This is a genomic window from Arthrobacter sp. ZGTC131 (genome assembly GCF_002929275.1).
In the GTDB taxonomy this organism is placed as follows: domain Bacteria; phylum Actinomycetota; class Actinomycetes; order Actinomycetales; family Micrococcaceae; genus Arthrobacter.
In genome coordinates, this window is record NZ_PJIK01000003.1 from 266,913 (window position 1) to 284,702 (window position 17,790).

Here is a 17,790-nt window from a genome sequence, read left to right on the forward strand (position 1 = left end):
TGACCCGGCCAGAAGGCAACTTTACAGATTGGCCGAATCATAAGGGCACTTACTAGCCAAGGAGGACCGCCATCCTCCATGCTTAGCACCATGTCCTCAATGACCAGCCCCTACCGGATCATCGCGGTCTGCACCGGCAACATCTGCCGCTCCCCCATGGCCGAAGTGATGCTCACCGATGCCTTCGCTGCAGCCGGACTGGCCGGGGACGTCGTCGTCGATTCCGCGGGCACCACGGCCTACGAGGCCGGGCGCCCCATCGACCCACGCGCGGCGCGGATACTGGCCGCCAACAACCTCACGTCGGACCGTCACACTGCCAGGGAATGGCGCGCCGGGTGGTTCACGGAACGCGACCTGATCCTAGCCCTGGACGTCGACCACTACGGCTGGCTCCGCGCGTCGGCGCCGGACGGAGAATCGCTCGCCAGGATCCGGATGCTGCGCAGCTTCGACCCCGCCCTCCAATCGAAGGATCCCCTGGAGCAAGGCATCGAGGATCCCTGGTACGGCGGGCATGCGGACTTTGCTGCCGTGTGGGATCAGGTCCAGGCGTCGGTGCCGGGAATCGTCGAGTACGTCCGCTCGGCCATCGCCGAGTCCATCAGTGAGTCGCTCGCTGAGAGCTTCGTTGGGACCATCGCTGCGGCACCAGGGGAAGACGCCCCGCTCCAGCTTCGGAACAGCGAGCAGGTACGCTCTATTTCATGACCCCCGCTCCTGTGATCATTGCCATTGACGGGCGGTCCGGCGCAGGCAAAACCACATTGGCCATCGAACTGGCGGCACGGCTGCGGAACCACCACAAGGTCTCCCTGTTTCATCTGGAGGACATCTACCCGGGCTGGAACGGGCTCGCCGCGGGCATTGAACGCTATGTCACCACGGTGCTGGCGCCACTGCGGCGCGGCGAACCGGCAACGTGGGTCAGCTGGGATTGGTCGCGGCATTACGACGGCGGCGCGCGCGTCACGCTGCCCGCCGAGATCGTGATCGTGGAAGGTGTGGGGGCAGCTGCCGCCGCGGCCAGGCCGCTGCTGGATGCTGTCATCTGGGCGGATTCTCCGGAGAATGAACGCCGCACCCGCGCCCTCGAGCGCGACGGCGACACCTATGAGCCCTACTGGGACCAGTGGGCCGCCCAGGAATCGGAGCTCCTGGCCACGGACAGCATCCGGGAGCACGCGGACATCCGGGTCCTGAACCGCGCCGACGACACCGCCCCCGCGGACGTGCTGCAGGCGCTGACGTACCTCCCGGCCCTCGCCAACGTGCTGGTTCCGGAACTCTCCGCGCGCCGCGGCCTCCGGCTCCTGGCCGAGCGCATCGGGGGCCGCCCGGACGCCGCCGCCCTCTTCGGATCGCTGTACGGCAAGTCAGCAAATGCCGTCTGGCTGGATTCGTCCCTCGTTCCGCCTGCCCCGGACAGGGAGGGCTGGCAGGGGACGCCCGCCGCGGAGCGCAGCCGCTTCAGCATCCTCGCGGACGACGGCGGCACGTTCGGCCAGTCGGTCCGGCACCGTTCGGGGACCAACCGGATTACGGCAGGGTCAGCCACGGCCGAGGTGTCCGGCGCGTTCTTCCGCTGGCTGGAGACCGTCTGGGGCCGGAAGGCGGTCCGCGGCCCGGAGGGCTATCCGTGTGACTTCACCCTGGGCTGGCTCGGGTACCTCGGCTATGAGCTCAAGCGTGAAACCGGCGGATCCGACGTCGCCGCGGACACCCCGGATTCGGCCCTGATCTTCGCGGGCCGGGCAGTGGTCCTGGACCATGCGGAAGGCGCCGCCTGGTTGCTTGCCCTTGACGCGCCGGATGCGGCCGAGTGGCTTGCCGAGGCGCGCGCCGCCGTGTCCACAGCCGTAACCGCTGCTGGCCGAACCGCCGCAGAGGCGGGCGCCGGCAACCCCGCGGGCGGCAGCAACGGCGTCGTGAGTCCGGCGGCGCCGGCCTTCACAAGCCGCGACACCGAGGCCGGGTACAGGCGCAAGATCGCCGAGGCCCAGCACCAGATCGCCGAGGGGAACTCCTACGAGGTCTGCCTCACCACCACGCTCACGGCCGTCGTGCCCGCCGGCGGGATCGATCCCTGGCCGACGTACCTGGCGCTGCGGAGGCGGAACCCCGCGCCGTTCGCGAGTTACCTGCGCTTCGGCGGGCTGACGGTGGCCAGCACGTCGCCGGAGCGTTTCCTGCGGATAGCGTCCGACGGCGGCATGCGCGCCGAGCCGATCAAGGGCACCCGGCGCCGGGCTGCCGACCCGGAGCTCGATGCGGCGCTGCGGCGCGACCTGGCGACCTCGCTGAAGGACCGGGCCGAGAACATCATGATCGTCGATCTGCTCCGGAACGACCTGAGCCACTTTGCCGAACCTGGCTCGGTCACTGTCAGCCGGCTGTGCGAAATCGAAAGCTACGCCACGGTGCACCAGCTCGTGAGCACCATCGACGCCAGGCTGCTGCCGGGGTCGCCGCGGGCCGAGGCGGTGGCGGCGTGCTTCCCGGCCGGCTCCATGACGGGTGCGCCGAAGATCAGCACCATGGCCATCCTTGACCGGCTGGAGGACGGCCCGCGCGGCATCTACTCCGGGGCGATCGGGTACTTTTCGCTCAACGGGGCCACGGACCTTGCGGTGGCCATCCGCACCCTGGTGATCGAGTCAGACGGCAGCGACGACGGCGGGGCGGCCGACGGCGGAAAAGCCGGCGGCAGCGACGGCGGGATCGTCACCGAAGGGGGACGGCCGGCCAGGGTCAGTCTCGGCGTCGGCGGCGCGATCACGGCGGATTCGGTGCCGCAGGAGGAATACGACGAAATCCGCACCAAGGCCTTCGGTGTGCTGTCCGCACTGGGTTCGGAATTCCCCGGCAGCTGAGCTTGCCTATATCGCCGGGTTGCACAACGCTCTGGCATCTTGACCGCCCACCACTGACGGCCGCTCACGGTTCCGTCGCTTCGAGCCGGTCGAACACGGTACGGAGCAGCGCCGGGGCGAGGCTGCAAGCCGCAATCCACAGTCCCGCGACCTGGATCCGGGTTGCCTTGCCACTGCCTAGTTCGCTCACCTGAAACCATCTGTTCCTTCGACTGGGGAGACCATCGTATGGGTGGTGTGCTGACACTTTGCGGAGCCGGAAAAGCCCCGGCGACTGCTGTACACAGCATGCCCACCGGCATCGCCGGACGGGATCAGTGACCTGTGGAGAAGTGCCTTCCTGTTATCTACCAGAATCGACGGCGCGGCTGAGCGCCTTGGGAGTGTCGGCCGGAGCCTTCCCGTGCTGCGGCCCGGCGACCGATGGAGCACGTCCAGTGCGCAGACACTGCGTGCACGGCGGAGTCAGGCATTCCCTACATAACAGTCGTTATCGGCGTCTGAAAATGGGTGGGGAGCGGCAGGCTACGGGTGCCTGACACCAAACCTTGCCGTTTTCGCCCACAACTTCCGGTGGTCAGAACTGGTCACCCTCGCATTATGCGCTTCCACCAGGTCTACCAACGGCTGTCACGGAACGTGACAGCCATTCGGCTTCTGCCAGCGGTGAAGGCACCGGGCTTAGGGATGCCTATTGCTCCTGTCAGGCGATGTTGATGACAATTTTCCCAAAGGCTCCCTTAGCCAGCTTCTCGTAGGCTCGGGGGGCGTCCTCAAAGGCAAAAGTGCTGTCCACGACCGGCTGGATGGTGTGTTCGTCGAGGAAGCGGACCAGTTCTCGGAACGAGCGCAGGTGGCCGACGGCGATCCCCTGGATGTGGGTCTGGTGCCAGATGACGTCCATGAGGTCGATGCTGGCTGTCTGTCCCTCGAGGAAGCCGATGACAGCCACCAGCCCGTTGCCCTTGGCGGCCCTTACTGAATCGCGCAGGGCCTCGCCTCCTACGACGTCGAGAACGACATCGACGCCCTGGCCCTCAGTCAGTTCCAGGACCGCTCCGGCCCAGTCCGGGGTGGTGCGGTAGTTGATGGTGTCCGTGGCGCCGAGTTCTTTGGCCTGCACAAGCTTTTCGTCACTGCTAGAGGTCACGATTACGCGTGCCCCGAGTGCTGAAGCAAGCTGGATAGCAAAAATAGAGACGCCTCCAGTGCCCTGGACCAGGACCGAGTCGCCGGCTTTCAGGTTCCGGTACTCGCGCAGGACGAACCAAGGTGTGAGTGCCGCGATCGGCAGGGTCGACGCTTCGGCGTCAGTCATGTTGGAGGGTGTGGGGACCACGTTGTCCTCGCCGAGGATCTGGTATTCGGCCAGGCCACCGTTCAGGGGTCCGCCCGTCTGGAAGTCGGCGTACTCGGGGAGCCAGGGCCCGTCGTGCCACGTGGAGTAGAAGTGTGACGTCACTCGATCACCCACGCGGTATTTGGTGACGCCCTCGCCGACGGCCGCGACAATTCCCGCCGAATCGGCCACAGGGATAAGCCCCTTGGGCATCTTCTCCGGGGCATAAATGCCGTCCACCAGTGCCTTGTCTCGGTAGTTCAGCGATACGGCAGAGACTTTCACCAGCAGCTCATGGGGCCCTGGTGTGGGCGTCGGCACCTCCCGAAGATTGAGGTTTTCCAGTCCGAACTCATCTAGTGTCCAGGCACGCATGGGTGACTCCTTAGTGTGGTGTTGGGGTGGGCGCGGAACCTGCGACAGGGTGTCGGCAGGACCGCCTTCGTGATACGACCCTACGGCAATATTTTGATCTACATCAAAATAGACTGTCATCAAACTAAATGATTGCAGAGGCAGCCCAGCGCGGCGGCTATCCTAAGGAAGCGGCAGCATCCCGCCGCGCATAAGATCGGCTTCAGGAACCCAGACTGCGCCGAAACCAACATGATCGCGCACAGCGCCAGATTGTGCATGAGAGGTAAGAGATGGCCCGAGGACGGGAAATAGCCGACGAACCCGAGGTGAAGGACTTCGATTTCCCACGGGTACTGAACGCCATTGCGGATCCAATCCGACTGGCCATCGTCACCCAGCTTGCCGCCGCACCCAATGACGTTAGCTGCGGCTCCTTCATCCTGCCCGTGCACCCGTCCACAGCCACGCACCACTTCACTGCACTCCGCCAGGCAGGCGTCATCCACCAGTACTACGCCGGAACCTCCCGCATGAACGTTCTGCGGCGCGACGACTTGAACGCAACCTTTCCCGGCTTTCTCGACGCCGTCCTCAGTGCCGCCGCGAAGACGCAAACCTCCGCCACATAAGAGCGGACGTGTAGTCGAGGGCAGGTCAGCCAATGGCCCTCGGGGCCCGACGGAGGATCCGCTCTGCTCGTACTGTGACCGGGCGGTCGATCATCTGCCCGGCTACTTGAAAGGCGCCGCCGCCTTCGGCATCGATGACCGACCGTGCCCACGAAATTTCCGCTTCGGTCGGGGCGAAGGCGGCGCTGACGGTACTGAGTTGTTGACGAAGTCGGCACCTGCACCGGTCAAAGCAGCGCGCCCGGAACTCTCTGGTGGTTGACGGCCGGTCCGCTGGCGTTCCACGATGGATCGCACCGGCCCGACAAGTCGTGTCCTAACTCGACACCCACCCATCACCCCCTGGAAGGACCTCTTCATGTCCCAGACGCCCGGATATGCCTATGGAGATCGAAATCTGGTTCAGAGTCCTGTGTCACTGGAGGACCTTGCCAAGCTCAAGGCCACCGTGCTGTGGAGTGACAAGGACCATGCACTGCTGAAGCGGGCAGGGGAAGTTCTCGTTCCGCGTACCGACCGCATCCTTGACGTCTGGTATGGCTTTGTTGGAAGTCTGGACCATCTCCTGGTGAGCTTCTCCGACCACCAGGGCAACCCCAATGCCGACTACCTTGCCGCAGTGCGGCAGCGGTTCGCCATATGGATTGCCGATTTGTGTACGCGCGAATACGACCAGGAATGGCTCGACTACCAGAACGAAATTGCCCTTCGGCACACCGCGGCTAGGAAAAACGAAACTGACGGAGTCGACTCAACCAGTGAGATCCATCTTCGCTACGTCGTGGCCTTTATCGTTCCGCTGACCATGACCATCCGTCCATTCCTCGCAGAAGAGATCAGCGACGAGGATGAATTGGATGCGGTGTACCACGCATGGTTGAAAGCCGTGACCCTGACGGCGACACTGTGGGCCCAGCCGTACAGCCCATCCTGGTAGTCGCGCCGAGCCGGCGAACTGGTCAAGCGTGCCGATACCGGTGTTCCCAAGCCGGTTCTTGCCCGCGATTAAGGGATCAGTCGGGAGACGGTGTATCAGTATCTGCGCCAAGCCTAGCTGGCGTGAAACCCTCGCGATTAGTTGACGAAATCACGGTTATCGGCGCTCGAAAAAATCAGTGAGAAGTGGCGGGAAAATACGGTCCGACCAGCGCTCGGCAGGGACATTTCCGCTGAGAACTCCGTTGACCCACTCCTTGTTTCCGTTTTGGCGTGGGCCTGCTGGCATGGATGAACTACGCACGGCGGAGATTTGGCCGAGAACCACTGGGTGAAGGCCTCTTTGCGGCCACTCCCTCGCCGATTTTCAAGAGCCGATAACGGATATACGTCAAGCTATGTCTTAGACGCAAACCCCTCAATGTAAGGCAGCTGGCTTTGCGGGGGTGGTAACACCTGGTGCACCAGCGTAGCGTCGGTTGGACGAATAAAGTAGCAGCCGACTGGTCGGTACTGGACGGGGCGGTGCAGCCTGCTGAAGCCGTCGAAGTAAATCCTATGAAGGAGCCGGGATGGCTGGATGGAATGCTGACACTGCCGCCGGGCCGCTTGGGCCCGGGACCGTCACGTTGGTGGAGGGCTCATCCTTTTGCATTTCCTCCGCGAACGGCGATATCCACCCTGAAAATCCGCACGGGGTTTTCTTCGAGGACACCCGCATCCTGTCCCGCTGGAATCTGACCGTCAATGGTGAGCCCTTGGAGCCGCTGGCCGCCAAGACGAAGGAGCCGTATCGTGCCCTCTTTGTCGGCCGCGTAGCCCGCTCGGACGGATACGCGGACAGCCCGCTGATCGTGGAACGCCTCCGCGAGGTAGGCGCCGGAATCCTGGAGCAGATCACCGTCCGGAACTACTCCCCGGCCCCTGCCGAGTGCATGGTTTCCCTTAAAGTCGAGGCGGACTTCGCTGACCTCTTCGAGGTGAAAGAGGCACGCATCCAGCGGCGCTGGGACGAGTCCCGCGAAGCGGATGGCGAATCCCTGACGATCCGGGCCGCCTGGGAGGATGTCCGGAAGGGTGTCGTCGTGTCGGCCAAAGGCGCCGACGTTGCGCCGGAGGCCCTGACGTACTGTGCCGTGGTCCCGCCACACGGAGAATGGAGCGCCACTGTGAGCGTGGTGCCTACCGTCGGTGGGACCCGTCCCGTTGCGCCAGTTTTTCGTAGGAATGAGGGCGAAATGTCTCCGCGCGACCTGCGCCGGCAGGAGTGGGTGTCCAGGATCCCGGTCCTGCGGATGGGTAACCGCTCCATTGAGCGGACCCTGCGGCGCAGTTATGACGATCTGGGGGCACTTCGCATCGAGGACCCTAATCACCCGAACCGAATAGTGGTAGCCGCCGGCGCACCGTGGTTCATGGCGCTGTTCGGACGGGACTCGCTGTGGGCGTCCATTATGGCAATCCCGGTGGATCCATCCCTGGCCCTTGGTACCATTCAGACGCTTGCCGACCGTCAGGGCAGCGCGGTGAATCCGATGAGCGAGGAGGAGCCGGGCAAGATCCTGCACGAGGTCAGACTCGATGTCTCCAGCGGGTTGGCGCTGGGCGGCAAGTCCGCCTACTACGGCAGCGTTGATGCCACCCCGTTGTTTGTCGCCCTACTGGGCGAAGTCAGCCGATGGGGATTTGCCCCGGAGACCATCACGGCCCTCCTGCCCCATGCTGACCGGGCGCTGGAGTGGATCCGGGATTACGGGGACAAGGACGGCGACGGGTTCGTCGAGTATGAACGTCTCAATGACCAAGGGTTGATCAACCAGGGCTGGAAGGACTCATGGGACGGCATCAACTTCGCTGACGGCAGGATGGCCGAGCCACCGATCGCGCTCTGCGAGGTCCAGGCCTATGTCTACAGCGCGTATCTGGCCCGCTCCTGGCTAGCCTTCGACGCCGGGGACATGGACTTGGCCACCGAGTATAGGGAGCGCGCTGCACGGCTGAAGAGGCAGTTCAACGAACAGTTCTGGCTGCCCGAGCACGGTTATTACGCCATCGCGCTGGACCGCGACAAGCGGCCGGTTGATGCGTGCGCGTCCAATATGGGCCATTGCCTGCTGTTCGGACTCATCGATAAGGACAAGGCCCCGCTGGTAGTTGAACGGCTGATGTCCCCGGAGATGTTCAGCGGCTGGGGCGTGCGGACCCTGGCCAGCAACATGGGCGCCTACAACCCCGCGAGCTACCACAACGGGTCCGTCTGGCCCCACGACAATGCCATTATCCAGGCCGGGCTCCTGCGCTACGGCTTCGTAGCGGAAGCGCAACGGATCTCCACAGCCCTGTTTGAGGCGGCCGAGTACTCAGACGGGCGGCTGCCCGAACTGTTCTGCGGCTTCAGCCGCGAGCACTACGACGAACCTGTGCCCTACCCCACGGCATGCTCGCCCCAGGCATGGGCCGCCACCACCCCAATCCAGCTGGTGAAGAGCCTGATGGGCTACTACGCCGACGTCGCCCTCGGCGGCTTGTGGATGGATCCCGTGCTCCCGGAATCCTACGGTGACCTGCACATCACCAACGCGCCCATGGCCGGCGGCCGGATCACCATCGATATCTCCGGTTCCACCGCATCCGTTCAGGGGCTGCCCGAGGGCATGGTGTTCCACCAGGGAACCCGGCCGTGGGCGGCTGACCTCGTGGAACAGGCCAGAAGACGCGGAAAGTTCCAAGCATGATCGGAAGCGCAGCGTCGGGTCTGCTTTGTCTCGTTTCGGGGCAGAGCAGACCCGACGCATTGTGCAGGGTTTTTTGTGCAGGGTTTTTGGGTTAGGCGACTCGTGCTCCGGAGGCGAGCTGGACGGCGACGTCGACGATCATGTCTTCCTGTCCGCCGACGTATCCGGCTTTGCCGATTTCTTCGAGGATCTGCCAGGCGGGGACGCCGTAGCGGTCGGCGGCGCGTTCGGCGTGGATGAGGAAGGAGGAGTAAACGCCGGCGTAGCCCTGCATGATGGAGGCGCGGTCCATGATGGGCATCCTGGTGATGATGGGTTTGACCACGTCTTCGGCCGCTGCCATCACCCCGTGGACGTCAACGCCGGTATGGATATTAAGCCGCTCGAACGCAGCTGCCAGCACCTCGGTCGGCGAGTTTCCTGCGCCGGCGCCGAGGGCGAGGAGTGTCCCGTCGATCTGTTTGGCGCCCGCGCGGGCGGCGTAGACGGAGTTCGCGACGCCGAAGCTGAGGTTTTGGTGGCCGTGGAATCCGACCTGGGCGTCGTTGCCGAGTTCGGTAACGAGGGCGGAGACGCGGTCCGAGACGTCTTCGAGGATGAGGGCTCCGGCTGAGTCCACGACGTAGACGCACTGGCAGCCGGCATCGGCCATGATCCGGGCCTGCTTGGCCAGGTTCTCCGGTGTGGTCCGGTGCGAGAGCATCAGGAACCCGACGGTTTCCATGCCGAGTTTGCGGGCGTGCTGGAAGTGCTGGATGGAGACGTCGGCCTCGGTGCAGTGCGTGGCGATGCGGGCCACGGACGCGCCGGCCTCGTGGGCCTGGTTCAGGTCGTGGATGGTGCCCAGGCCCGGGAGCATCAGCACAGCGATCTTGGCGTTCCTGGCTTCGTCCACGGCGGCTCGCACGAGGTCAAGCTCGGGCGTGAGGGAGAAGCCGTAGTTGAAGGAAGAGCCGCCGAGGCCGTCGCCGTGGGTGACTTCGATGACTTCGATTTTGGCGTAGTCGAGGGCGCGAACGATGGAGCGTACGTGGTCTTCGGTGAATTTGTGGCTCATGGCGTGGGAGCCGTCGCGCAGGGTGGTGTCGGTCAGCCGGACGCTGAGGTTCTGGGTCTCGGTCATGGTTATGCTCCTACGGGTGTTGAAGGAATGGTGGCGTCCATGCGTTCGGCCAGCAGGTCAGCTGTGCGGGTGGCGGCGGCGGTGATGATGTCCAGGTTGCCTGCGTATTCGGGCAGATAATCGGCTGCGCCCTTGACCTGGACCCAGATACCGACCCGGCCGTTTCCGTTCCAGTCTTCGCGGGCGGCGTCGAACTGGGGCTCCACGCGCAGGGAGTAGCCGGGGACGTAGTCCTGGATCCGGGCGACGGCCTCATCAATCGCGCCCCGGATTTTGTCCTGCAGCTCGCCGGGTTCGGCGGCTTCGGCGGGGATGGCCGCGTAGATGGTGTTGCGCATGATCATCGGCGGTTCGACGGGGTTGATGATGATGATGGCTTTGCCTCTTTTGGCCCCGCCGACCTCTTCCAGGGCCTTGGCGGTGGTTTCGGTGAACTCGTCGACGTTGGCGCGGGTTCCCGGTCCGGCGGACTTGGAGGCGATGGACGCGACGATCTCGGCGTAGTCCACGGGGACCACGGAGGAGACAGCGGCCACGATCGGGGTGGTGGCCTGGCCTGCGCAGGTGATCATGTTGACGTTCAGGACATCCTGCAGGGAGTCCAGGTTCACCACCGGGCACAGGTAGGGTCCGACGGCGGCCGGGGTCAGGTCGATCGCGTGGATCCCGGCCGCCTTGTACTTGGGCGCATTGGCTTCATGTGCCTTGGCCGAGGTGCATTCGAAGACGAAGTCCGGCAGGTCGTCCTGGGCCAGGAGCCAGTCCACCCCCTCAGCGGACGTCGTGACGCCGAGCCGGGCGGCCCGCGCCAGCCCGTCCGAGGCCGGGTCGACGCCGATCATGTACTTGACCTCAAGGTTCTTGCTGCGGCGCATCAGCTTGAACATCAGGTCGGTGCCGATGTTGCCTGAGCCGACGATGGCGGCGGTTTTCTTTGCCATGGTGGGTGTCCTTAGTCTGTGAAGTGAATGGTGAGTGAGCCCAGGGGGCCGAAGTCGGCCGTCGCCGTGCTGTCAGCGACGACTGGCATGGCTGCCGTGAAGGATCCGGGGAGAATCAGCTGACCGGCTTCGAGCGCCACGCCCTGTTCGCCGAGGACGTTGGCAAGCCAGGCCAACGGCGCAAGGGGGTGCCCCATCACATCGGCGCCGGTCCCGGAGCCGGTGACCTCACCGTCGATCACCAGGGAACACGTAACGTCCATCAGGGCCACCGGGTCTCCAAGGTCCAGGTCGAGAGGATGGGTCCCGACGGCGATGGCTCCGCAGGAGGCGTTGTCCGCAACGGTGTCCACGAGTCTGATGTCCCAGTTTGTGATGCGGGAATCGATGATCTCGATCGCCGGGTAAATGGCACCGATGGCGGCCGCGGCCTGTTCCAGGGTGACACCTGGTCCCTGCAGGGGCTCTTTCAAGACGAAGCCGAATTCCGGTTCCACCTTGGGCTGAATGAACTGGGACGCCGGGATCCGGGCGTCATCGTGGTGCACCATGTCCTCGAAGAAGAAGCCGAAGTCCGGAGAATCCACACCCAACTGCCGCTGCATCGCAAGCGAGGTCAGTCCGACCTTGCGGCCGGCAAGAACCCGTCCTGCTGCGACGTGATGTTCAAGCTGTGCGGTCTGAACGTAATAGGCGTCCGTAAGGTCCATGTGGTCGAGCCGGTCCCGCAGGGGTTTCACGGGGGTCAGGGAGGTGGTGGCGTCCAGCAGTTCGGCAGCGAACCGGTCCAGGGCGTCGGTGCAGGAGGGCTGTGTCCGGGCGGTCATTACTTCACCACCGCCGTCGTCACGCCGAAACCTGCGATGAACTCTGGGATCGGGCGGTAGTACTCCGAGGTAACGGTGTACTCTCCGGCCGCGCGCAGCGCGTTGTAGGCTGCTACCCAGTTGCGGACCTCATGGGCGGAGTTGCCGGCGGTCGCCGCCATCTCCGCTGCGGTCCAGGTGTCCAGTTTTTCCAGCTCGCCGGAGGCGATGATGGACAGGAACTCGCGGTCCCATTCGGGGTTCAGGTCCATGATGCTGGCCTCTCCCTTGGCGAAGGCTGCGGCGGTGTCGATGACGCGCTGTTGCCGGGCGTTGCGGGCTGCAGCGGTGGGGTGCCGGCCGTTGAGCAGCATCGCCTTCTGCTCGGGGGTAGCCGTGGCGATCTGGGGTACGGGCGGGTCGTGGGAGAGCCCGCCGGAGCCGATCAGGAGCACCTTTTTATCCAGGGTCTTCAGGTAATTGCCGACGGCGGTACCGAGCTGGCGCACGCGGCGCATGGACGCGAAGGGCGGCGCGACGGAGTTGACGAAGATCGGGATTACCGGTTTCGCCGCGATGGAACCGAAGAGCACTTCCAGCGGTTGCACAGCGCCGTGGTCGATTTCCATTTTGAGGGAGATCGCGGCGTCAAGGTCGGCGTCGATGACGGCTTGTGCCAGGTCCTTGGCGATGTCGGTGGGGACGTTCAGCGGGCCCTCCTCGCTGCCGTAGTCGCCGACGCCCACGGCTTCGTAGCCGATGCAGAATGGGGGCATGAGCTCATAGAAGAAGCCGTTGTAATGGTCCGGCGCGAAGGAGACCACGAGGTCGGGATTGAAGTCCTCCACGAACTTGCGGGCGACGGCGAAAGCGCCGTCGACGTCCTTCTGGATTTCCTCCGGGGGGTCGGTGACCTCCAGCAGGGGGCTATGCGACATGCAGACGAGTGCGAGCGTCATTGCTTACTCCTTCCTTGAACGACATGGCTGCCAGGATGGCGGCGAGGGTCTTGGGGGCGTCCTGGGTCAGGCAGGCTCCGGCGACGAAGCGGTCCGGGCGGACAAACACGACCGGTGTGGGGCGCTCATCGAACCATTTCTTGAGCCGGCCTGTGGTGTCGCCGGCAACGATGACCTCTGCCGGGTAGCGCTCCTCGCACCAGGTTCGCTGGCTTTCGGGAACGAGGCAGACCAGCTGGGCGCCGAGCTCCTCGAGCCTGGCCAGGTCGGTGGCGGAGAACACGTCCTCGGGGTTGTTCCCCCAGACCAGGACGGTCCACCATTTCCCGGTGACATCATCGAGCAGGACGTTGGACTGCGTCTTGGTGGCGACGCGTGGTTGCGGGAACTGGACGCCGACCGGTGAGACCTGGGTGTTGGCCGTGAGCGTGGGGATGAGTTTGCCGGTGAGTTTGGCGACGGCGGAGCCCGGCTTGTGGCTGGTGGGGTCGACCACGACGCCGCGGGTGTAGCGCGGCATGGGCTTGAATTTCATGTCGGAGAAGTAGGACTTGACCTGGGGGAACAGGTTCAGGCTGGCCGCGATGGCGTCCCTGGCGGCCACCATCGCGGGGTGGGTCACCTTGATGACGTTGCCCAGGGTGAGGGACAGGTCGATCATGGCTTTGGCGTGGTCCCGGCGTTCGACGTCGTAGGTGTCCAGCAGGTCATCGGTGGCCTGGCCGCGGAGGATGGTGGCGAGCTTCCAGGCCAGGTTCGTGGCGTCGCGGACTCCGGAGTTCCAGCCTTGGCCCATCCAGACGGGCATGAGGTGGGCGGCGTCGCCGGCGATCAGGACCTTGCCCCGGCGGAAGGAGCTGGCTATGCGTGCGTGGTGGGTGTAGACGCGGCGGCGGATGAAGTCCAGCCCGGCGGGATCCGGCACGTGGTCGGCGAGCAGGTCATTGACGAAGTCGGGGTCGGTCACCATGGCGTCGGTCTCGCCGTCGAACAGCATGAATTCCCAGCGGCGGATGGCGTGCGGCAGTCCGATGGAGACGTAGGGGCGTTTCGGGTCGGCTCCGAGGAAGACGTTGGGAGTGCCGAGCGGATCGTTGTTGACGTCCACGACCAGCCAGCGGGTGGAGGGGGATTTTCCGTCGAACAGCACGCCCATCCAGAGCCGCGTGGCGGAGCGGCCGCCTTCGCAGCCGACCACGTACTTGGCGTGGATCTGTTTCAGCTCGGTCTTGCCGTCGGCGTCTTTGACGTTGACCGTGGCCAGGACGCCGTTGTCGGTTTCCCGCAGCGAGAGAACTTCGTGGTTGAACCTGACATCTACGGTGGCGTGCCGGGACAGGCCATCGAGCATAGCCTGGTCTACCAGGGGCTGGATGAAGGCGTTTTTGCGGGGCCAGCCGAACTCGTCGGTGGTCGGGGCGTTGTGGGTGAGGATCCGGCCCTTGCCGTTGACCAGCCGCATGATGTGCTGGGGCGTGGTGTGCGGCAGGACGGTCTCGGTGAGTCCTGCGGCTTGGACCGAACGCAGCGATTCGTCGTCGATGCCGACACCGCGCGGGTAGTCGATGAGCTCGGGCAGCGCCTCGAGCAGGGTCACGTTCTGGCCGTAGGTGCCCAATAGGTTGGTGAGCATCAGGCCGACGGGGCCCGCGCCGATCACCAGTACGTCGGTGTCAAACTCCATGGTGGTTCTCTGTTCTGTGTAAGCGTGGAACTGGGAGGGAAGCGGTTGTGCTCAGCGGGCGAGCATGAAGTCCAGGAAGATGCGGTTGAAGGTTTCCGGGTCCTCGTACTGGGGCCAGTGGCCGCAGTTCTCCATCACGGCGAGTTCGCCGTTGGGGATGAGCCCGGCGATGCGGCGGCCCTCGTCCACCGGACCGGAGGGGTCCTTCGTGGTCCAGAGCACCAGGGCCGGTGCTTTTATCTGGCCCAGTGCGTCGTCCGTCAGCATGTTCCGTTTCCGGGTTTCCGGGTCCTGCAGGGCCATGTTGGCCTGGCAGGCTTTGAGCCAGTCCGGCTGCTGGAAGATCGCCTGGCGGGTGCGGATGAGGTCGTCGGTGACCATGGCGGGATCGGCCATGAGCCATTCGAGCCGGGTCTTGACCCGCTCCCAGGACGGATCCTTGGCGGCTTCCATGGACAGCGTGTAGAGACGCTCCATGACCACCGGATTAGCCATCGTTCCGCCCATGGTGTTCAGCAGGACCCGCTCAACTTTTTCCGGGTAGTCGATCGCGAACCGTGCCGTGACCCAGCCGCCCAGGGATTCCCCCGTCAGGTAGGACTTCTGGACCCCGATTGCGTCCATGAAGCCCAGCAGCTGGTCGATGTAGTGCCTGATTTCCAGCGGGTGGTCAGGCTTGTCACTGTAGCCGTGCCCGATGAAGTCGATGGCCCAGACGTCGAAATGCTCCGAGAGCGCCTTCAGGTTCCGCGCATAGGCCTCGGCGTGGCCGGTGATGCCGTGCATCGCGATCAGTGTCGGCTTGGACGAGTCCCCGGCGTGCAGGTACCGGGTCCGGTACGTCCCGGCCTGGATGAAGCCCTGGCTGAACTCAACCTGGGCAAGATCAGACCAGACGCTGGTGTAGGGGCGCTCTGTCATGGAAGACTCCTTTGGCAATGTCCGTTCGTGTATTTATCGCCCATCTTCAAGCGTTATTTGCACGATTAATGACAAACATCACACCACGGGGGCCCGCGGGGTGTCAAGGGTGACGAACCCTCGCCGGCTGCTTCAGCGTCGCCGGCTTGGTCAGATCGCGCCGTCAGGCCAGGCGGCCGGAGATGCGCTCCGCGGCGGCAATGATTGCCTTAACAGCGCCTTCCGCAACTTCCTTGCGGGTGGTGATGAGGTTTATGCACGCCGCGACGTCAGGCCCCGGGCCCTTGATGGGTGCGGCGAGGCCGTACATGTTGGGCTCCACCTCGCCGAAGGTGATGGCAAAGCCATTGGTCCTGGCGCTGCGGACGTCGTCGGACTCCCCCGGAGTGGGCGGCTGGCTTGCCTGGATGGCCAGTCCGGCGGCTCCGCGGTTGAGGGGGTGCCGGCTACCTTGGGCGAATGAGACGTGGTAGGAGGGTCCGCGGGGCTCCACCACCGCAAGCGCTACGGCCTCACCGCCCTCCCTGATAAGCAGGGAGACCGTGGATGACAGGTCGTTGGCCACGTCGTGCAGGACCGGAAGGGCCGCGGCGCGGATAGCGTCATGCGCGGCGGATGTGAGCTGGAGCAGTCCTGCCGCGCCCCGGTAGCGGTTGTCGTCGCTCCGGTGGATCAGTCCGGCGTCGCTGAGGGTGTTCAGAATGCGGTAGGCAATGGTGCGATGCACCCCCAAGAGTTCGGCGACGTCGTTGATTGCCAGTCCGTCGCGGGCGCCGGCGATCGCCTTCAGGGCCGTCAGGCCCCGGGCCAGGGTCTGCGAGCCAGCAGTTCGCGACGCGGGCGCCGCCTGTTCTGTAGTCACTACGCCATCCTAGTGAGCCGCCTCGGCGGGATTGACAACCATCGGTGACGTCCGTCACTCTTGCTACTAATAGTATTCACCAGAGTGCGATAAATACACACCCTTCCGAATCTTCCCTCCCTCACCAAACAACGGAGTTTTGATGTCACAGCTGACGCCCGCCGCATCGACCGAGGCCGCCCCTCCACGCACCGCCCAACAGCGAAGGGATAGCCGCCGGGCCCTAGTGTCCAGCTATCTCGGCTCCACCGTGGAGTTCTACGACTTCCTGCTCTACGGCACCGCCGCCGCACTTGTCTTCCCGCAACTGTTTTTCAGCGGCGTCCCCGAGGCAGCCGGCATCGTCCTGTCCTACATCACCCTCGCGGCCGGCTACGTGGCGCGTCCGCTGGGCGGCATCATCTTCGGTCACTTCGGCGACAAGCTCGGCCGCAAACAGATGCTGTTCATCACCATGATGATCATGGGCGGCGTCTCCGTGATCATGGGCCTGCTTCCCACCTCCGCGCAGATCGGTGTTGCCGCCCCGATCCTGCTGGTCTCCCTCCGCGTCCTGCAGGGCATCGCCGTCGGCGGCGAATGGGCCGGCGCCGCACTCATGGGCATGGAACACTCCAAACCGACAGGACGCGGCTTCGGAGCAAGCATCGCCGTCAGCGGCGGACCCTCCGGGGCAGTGCTGGCCACGGTCGTCCTTGGAGCATTCTCCACCATGCCCGAGGATGACTTCTTGGCCTGGGGATGGCGGATCCCCTTCCTCCTCTCGGCAATCCTCGTCGGCGTAGCCCTCTTCATCCGGTACCGGGTCACTGAATCGCCGGATTTCCTGGCCGCCAAAGCCGCCAACGCCACAGCAGACCAGTCTCATAAGGGGGCACCCATCATGCAGGTACTGCGCCGGTATCCGAAGGAACTCGGACTCTCGATCGTGGCCGGCTTCGCACCGCTTTTCCTCCAGTCCCTGCTGGCGACATTCGCCCTGACATACGCGGTGCAGACCGGCCACTCCCGGGCGGATGCCCTGCTGATGCTGACCATCGCCAACTTCCTGCACATCTTCACGATCCCGGCCGCCGCTGCACTCTCGGACAGGATCGGCCGACGCAAGGTCATGCTCGCCGGGGCCGCGGTCGGCGTCATCGGCATCTGGCCCATGTTCGCCCTGATCAGCGACGGCAACATCTGGCTCCTGCTCATCGGGTTCATCATCGGGAACCCGCTCATCCAGGCACTCATGTACGGCCCAATGGGCGCCTTCATCTCCGAAATGTTTGCCACCGAAGTCCGCTACACCGGAGTCTCCCTCGCCTACCAGGTATCAACCACCCTCGGCGCAGGGTTCGCGCCACTGATCGCCAGCGGCCTCCTCCTCGCCGCAGGCGGCACAACCACCGCCCTCGCCTGGTTCTTCTGCGGACTCTGCATCATCAGCGGCATCGCATTTTCCCTGGCACCCGACCGCCGATCGCAAGCATAAAAACTGCTGAGACCCAACGCTGATCCGGTCCGTAACCTTTCCCCACAAAAATTGAGGGCAATGAAGTTCACCAGATTCGATGACTGGCCAAAGATCCAAGGAGCCGAAGTCGAGATTTGGCAACGTGGAACGCCTGACCGACGCCTCT

General features: G+C 64.6%; 15 protein-coding genes. 6 read left to right on the forward strand and 9 right to left on the reverse strand.

Annotated features, from left to right (window positions below):
• The first annotated feature begins 90 nt into the window (after positions 1–90).
• Together CXQ90_RS06280 and CXQ90_RS06285 are read left to right on the forward strand one after the other, a co-directional pair.
• Positions 91–711, forward strand: a complete 621-nt coding sequence (locus CXQ90_RS06280; RefSeq protein WP_104137974.1) for a low molecular weight protein-tyrosine-phosphatase — start codon at positions 91–93, stop codon at positions 709–711.
• Positions 708–2,873, forward strand: a complete 2,166-nt coding sequence (locus CXQ90_RS06285; protein WP_104137778.1) for a chorismate-binding protein — start codon at positions 708–710, stop codon at positions 2,871–2,873. The genes CXQ90_RS06280 and CXQ90_RS06285 overlap by 4 nt, the downstream gene beginning before the upstream one ends.
• 64 nt (positions 2,874–2,937) lie before the next feature.
• On the opposite strand, the gene CXQ90_RS22835 is transcribed toward CXQ90_RS06285, so the two are convergent.
• Positions 2,938–3,063, reverse strand: a complete 126-nt coding sequence (locus CXQ90_RS22835) for a hypothetical protein (protein ID WP_258064383.1) — start codon at positions 3,061–3,063, stop codon at positions 2,938–2,940.
• A gap of 513 nt (positions 3,064–3,576) precedes the next feature.
• On the reverse strand, positions 3,577–4,587 hold the full coding sequence (locus tag CXQ90_RS06290; RefSeq protein WP_104137780.1) for an NAD(P)-dependent alcohol dehydrogenase: 1,011 nt from the start codon (positions 4,585–4,587) through the stop codon (positions 3,577–3,579).
• 272 nt (positions 4,588–4,859) lie between these two features.
• Between CXQ90_RS06290 and CXQ90_RS06295 the strand changes: the two genes are divergently transcribed.
• The 3 genes from CXQ90_RS06295 (at position 4,860) to CXQ90_RS06310 (ending at position 8,869) form a co-directional block, all read left to right on the forward strand.
• Positions 4,860–5,198: a helix-turn-helix transcriptional regulator gene (locus CXQ90_RS06295; RefSeq protein ID WP_104137781.1), complete on the forward strand. Its 339-nt coding sequence runs from the start codon at positions 4,860–4,862 to the stop codon at positions 5,196–5,198.
• Between the two features lie 358 nt (positions 5,199–5,556).
• A complete protein-coding gene (locus tag CXQ90_RS06300) occupies positions 5,557–6,135 on the forward strand; it encodes a protoglobin domain-containing protein (RefSeq protein ID WP_104137783.1) in 579 nt (192 codons plus the stop codon).
• Between the two features lie 571 nt (positions 6,136–6,706).
• Positions 6,707–8,869 carry a glycogen debranching N-terminal domain-containing protein gene (locus CXQ90_RS06310; protein WP_104137784.1) on the forward strand — a complete coding sequence of 721 codons (2,163 nt, stop codon included), beginning with the start codon at positions 6,707–6,709 and terminating at the stop codon, positions 8,867–8,869.
• Between the two features lie 91 nt (positions 8,870–8,960).
• Here CXQ90_RS06310 and dmpG read toward each other — a convergent pair whose 3' ends face one another.
• The 7 genes from dmpG to CXQ90_RS06345 all read right to left on the reverse strand — a co-directional run bounded on the left by dmpG (position 8,961) and on the right by CXQ90_RS06345 (position 16,165).
• Entirely contained in the window at positions 8,961–9,992 is a 1,032-nt protein-coding gene (gene dmpG, locus CXQ90_RS06315) for a 4-hydroxy-2-oxovalerate aldolase (protein WP_104137785.1), read from the reverse strand.
• A gap of 2 nt (positions 9,993–9,994) precedes the next feature.
• Positions 9,995–10,933 carry an acetaldehyde dehydrogenase (acetylating) gene (locus CXQ90_RS06320; protein ID WP_104137787.1) on the reverse strand — a complete coding sequence of 313 codons (939 nt, stop codon included), beginning with the start codon at positions 10,931–10,933 and terminating at the stop codon, positions 9,995–9,997.
• 11 nt (positions 10,934–10,944) lie between these two features.
• Positions 10,945–11,760 (reverse strand): 2-keto-4-pentenoate hydratase, encoded by an 816-nt coding sequence (locus tag CXQ90_RS06325; protein ID WP_104137788.1) that lies wholly within the window; start codon positions 11,758–11,760, stop codon positions 10,945–10,947.
• Positions 11,760–12,698 carry a 3-carboxyethylcatechol 2,3-dioxygenase gene (locus CXQ90_RS06330; RefSeq protein ID WP_104137790.1) on the reverse strand — a complete coding sequence of 313 codons (939 nt, stop codon included), beginning with the start codon at positions 12,696–12,698 and terminating at the stop codon, positions 11,760–11,762. The genes CXQ90_RS06325 and CXQ90_RS06330 overlap by 1 nt, the downstream gene beginning before the upstream one ends.
• A complete protein-coding gene (locus CXQ90_RS06335; protein WP_104137791.1) occupies positions 12,667–14,382 on the reverse strand; it encodes a bifunctional 3-(3-hydroxy-phenyl)propionate/3-hydroxycinnamic acid hydroxylase in 1,716 nt (571 codons plus the stop codon). The genes CXQ90_RS06330 and CXQ90_RS06335 overlap by 32 nt, the downstream gene beginning before the upstream one ends.
• Before the next feature lie 51 nt (positions 14,383–14,433).
• The gene (locus CXQ90_RS06340) at positions 14,434–15,303 is read right to left on the reverse strand and encodes an alpha/beta fold hydrolase (protein ID WP_104137793.1); all 870 of its coding nucleotides are present in this window, start codon (positions 15,301–15,303) and stop codon (positions 14,434–14,436) included.
• A gap of 163 nt (positions 15,304–15,466) precedes the next feature.
• Positions 15,467–16,165: an IclR family transcriptional regulator gene (locus tag CXQ90_RS06345; protein ID WP_104137795.1), complete on the reverse strand. Its 699-nt coding sequence runs from the start codon at positions 16,163–16,165 to the stop codon at positions 15,467–15,469.
• A 142-nt stretch (positions 16,166–16,307) separates the two neighbouring features.
• On the opposite strand from CXQ90_RS06345, the gene CXQ90_RS06350 reads away from it, so the two are divergent.
• Positions 16,308–17,642, forward strand: a complete 1,335-nt coding sequence (locus tag CXQ90_RS06350; protein ID WP_104137796.1) for an MFS transporter — start codon at positions 16,308–16,310, stop codon at positions 17,640–17,642.
• Positions 17,643–17,790 lie beyond the last annotated feature (148 nt).

What these genes read in the sequence shown, in the direction of transcription:
- CXQ90_RS06290 (WP_104137780.1), bottom strand. Translation starts at nt 4,587, where the DNA reads ATGCGTGCCTGGACACTAGATGAGTTCGGACTGGAAAACCTCAATCTT.
- CXQ90_RS06350 (WP_104137796.1), top strand. Translation starts at nt 16,308, where the DNA reads ATGTCACAGCTGACGCCCGCCGCATCGACCGAGGCCGCCCCTCCACGC.
- CXQ90_RS06330 (WP_104137790.1), bottom strand. Translation starts at nt 12,698, where the DNA reads ATGACGCTCGCACTCGTCTGCATGTCGCATAGCCCCCTGCTGGAGGTC.
- CXQ90_RS06320 (WP_104137787.1), bottom strand. Translation starts at nt 10,933, where the DNA reads ATGGCAAAGAAAACCGCCGCCATCGTCGGCTCAGGCAACATCGGCACC.
- CXQ90_RS06340 (WP_104137793.1), bottom strand. Translation starts at nt 15,303, where the DNA reads ATGACAGAGCGCCCCTACACCAGCGTCTGGTCTGATCTTGCCCAGGTT.
- CXQ90_RS06295 (WP_104137781.1), top strand. Translation starts at nt 4,860, where the DNA reads ATGGCCCGAGGACGGGAAATAGCCGACGAACCCGAGGTGAAGGACTTC.
- CXQ90_RS06325 (WP_104137788.1), bottom strand. Translation starts at nt 11,760, where the DNA reads ATGACCGCCCGGACACAGCCCTCCTGCACCGACGCCCTGGACCGGTTC.
- CXQ90_RS06300 (WP_104137783.1), top strand. Translation starts at nt 5,557, where the DNA reads ATGTCCCAGACGCCCGGATATGCCTATGGAGATCGAAATCTGGTTCAG.
- CXQ90_RS06310 (WP_104137784.1), top strand. Translation starts at nt 6,707, where the DNA reads ATGGCTGGATGGAATGCTGACACTGCCGCCGGGCCGCTTGGGCCCGGG.
- CXQ90_RS06280 (WP_104137974.1), top strand. Translation starts at nt 91, where the DNA reads ATGTCCTCAATGACCAGCCCCTACCGGATCATCGCGGTCTGCACCGGC.
- CXQ90_RS06285 (WP_104137778.1), top strand. Translation starts at nt 708, where the DNA reads ATGACCCCCGCTCCTGTGATCATTGCCATTGACGGGCGGTCCGGCGCA.
- CXQ90_RS06335 (WP_104137791.1), bottom strand. Translation starts at nt 14,382, where the DNA reads ATGGAGTTTGACACCGACGTACTGGTGATCGGCGCGGGCCCCGTCGGC.
- dmpG (WP_104137785.1), bottom strand. Translation starts at nt 9,992, where the DNA reads ATGACCGAGACCCAGAACCTCAGCGTCCGGCTGACCGACACCACCCTG.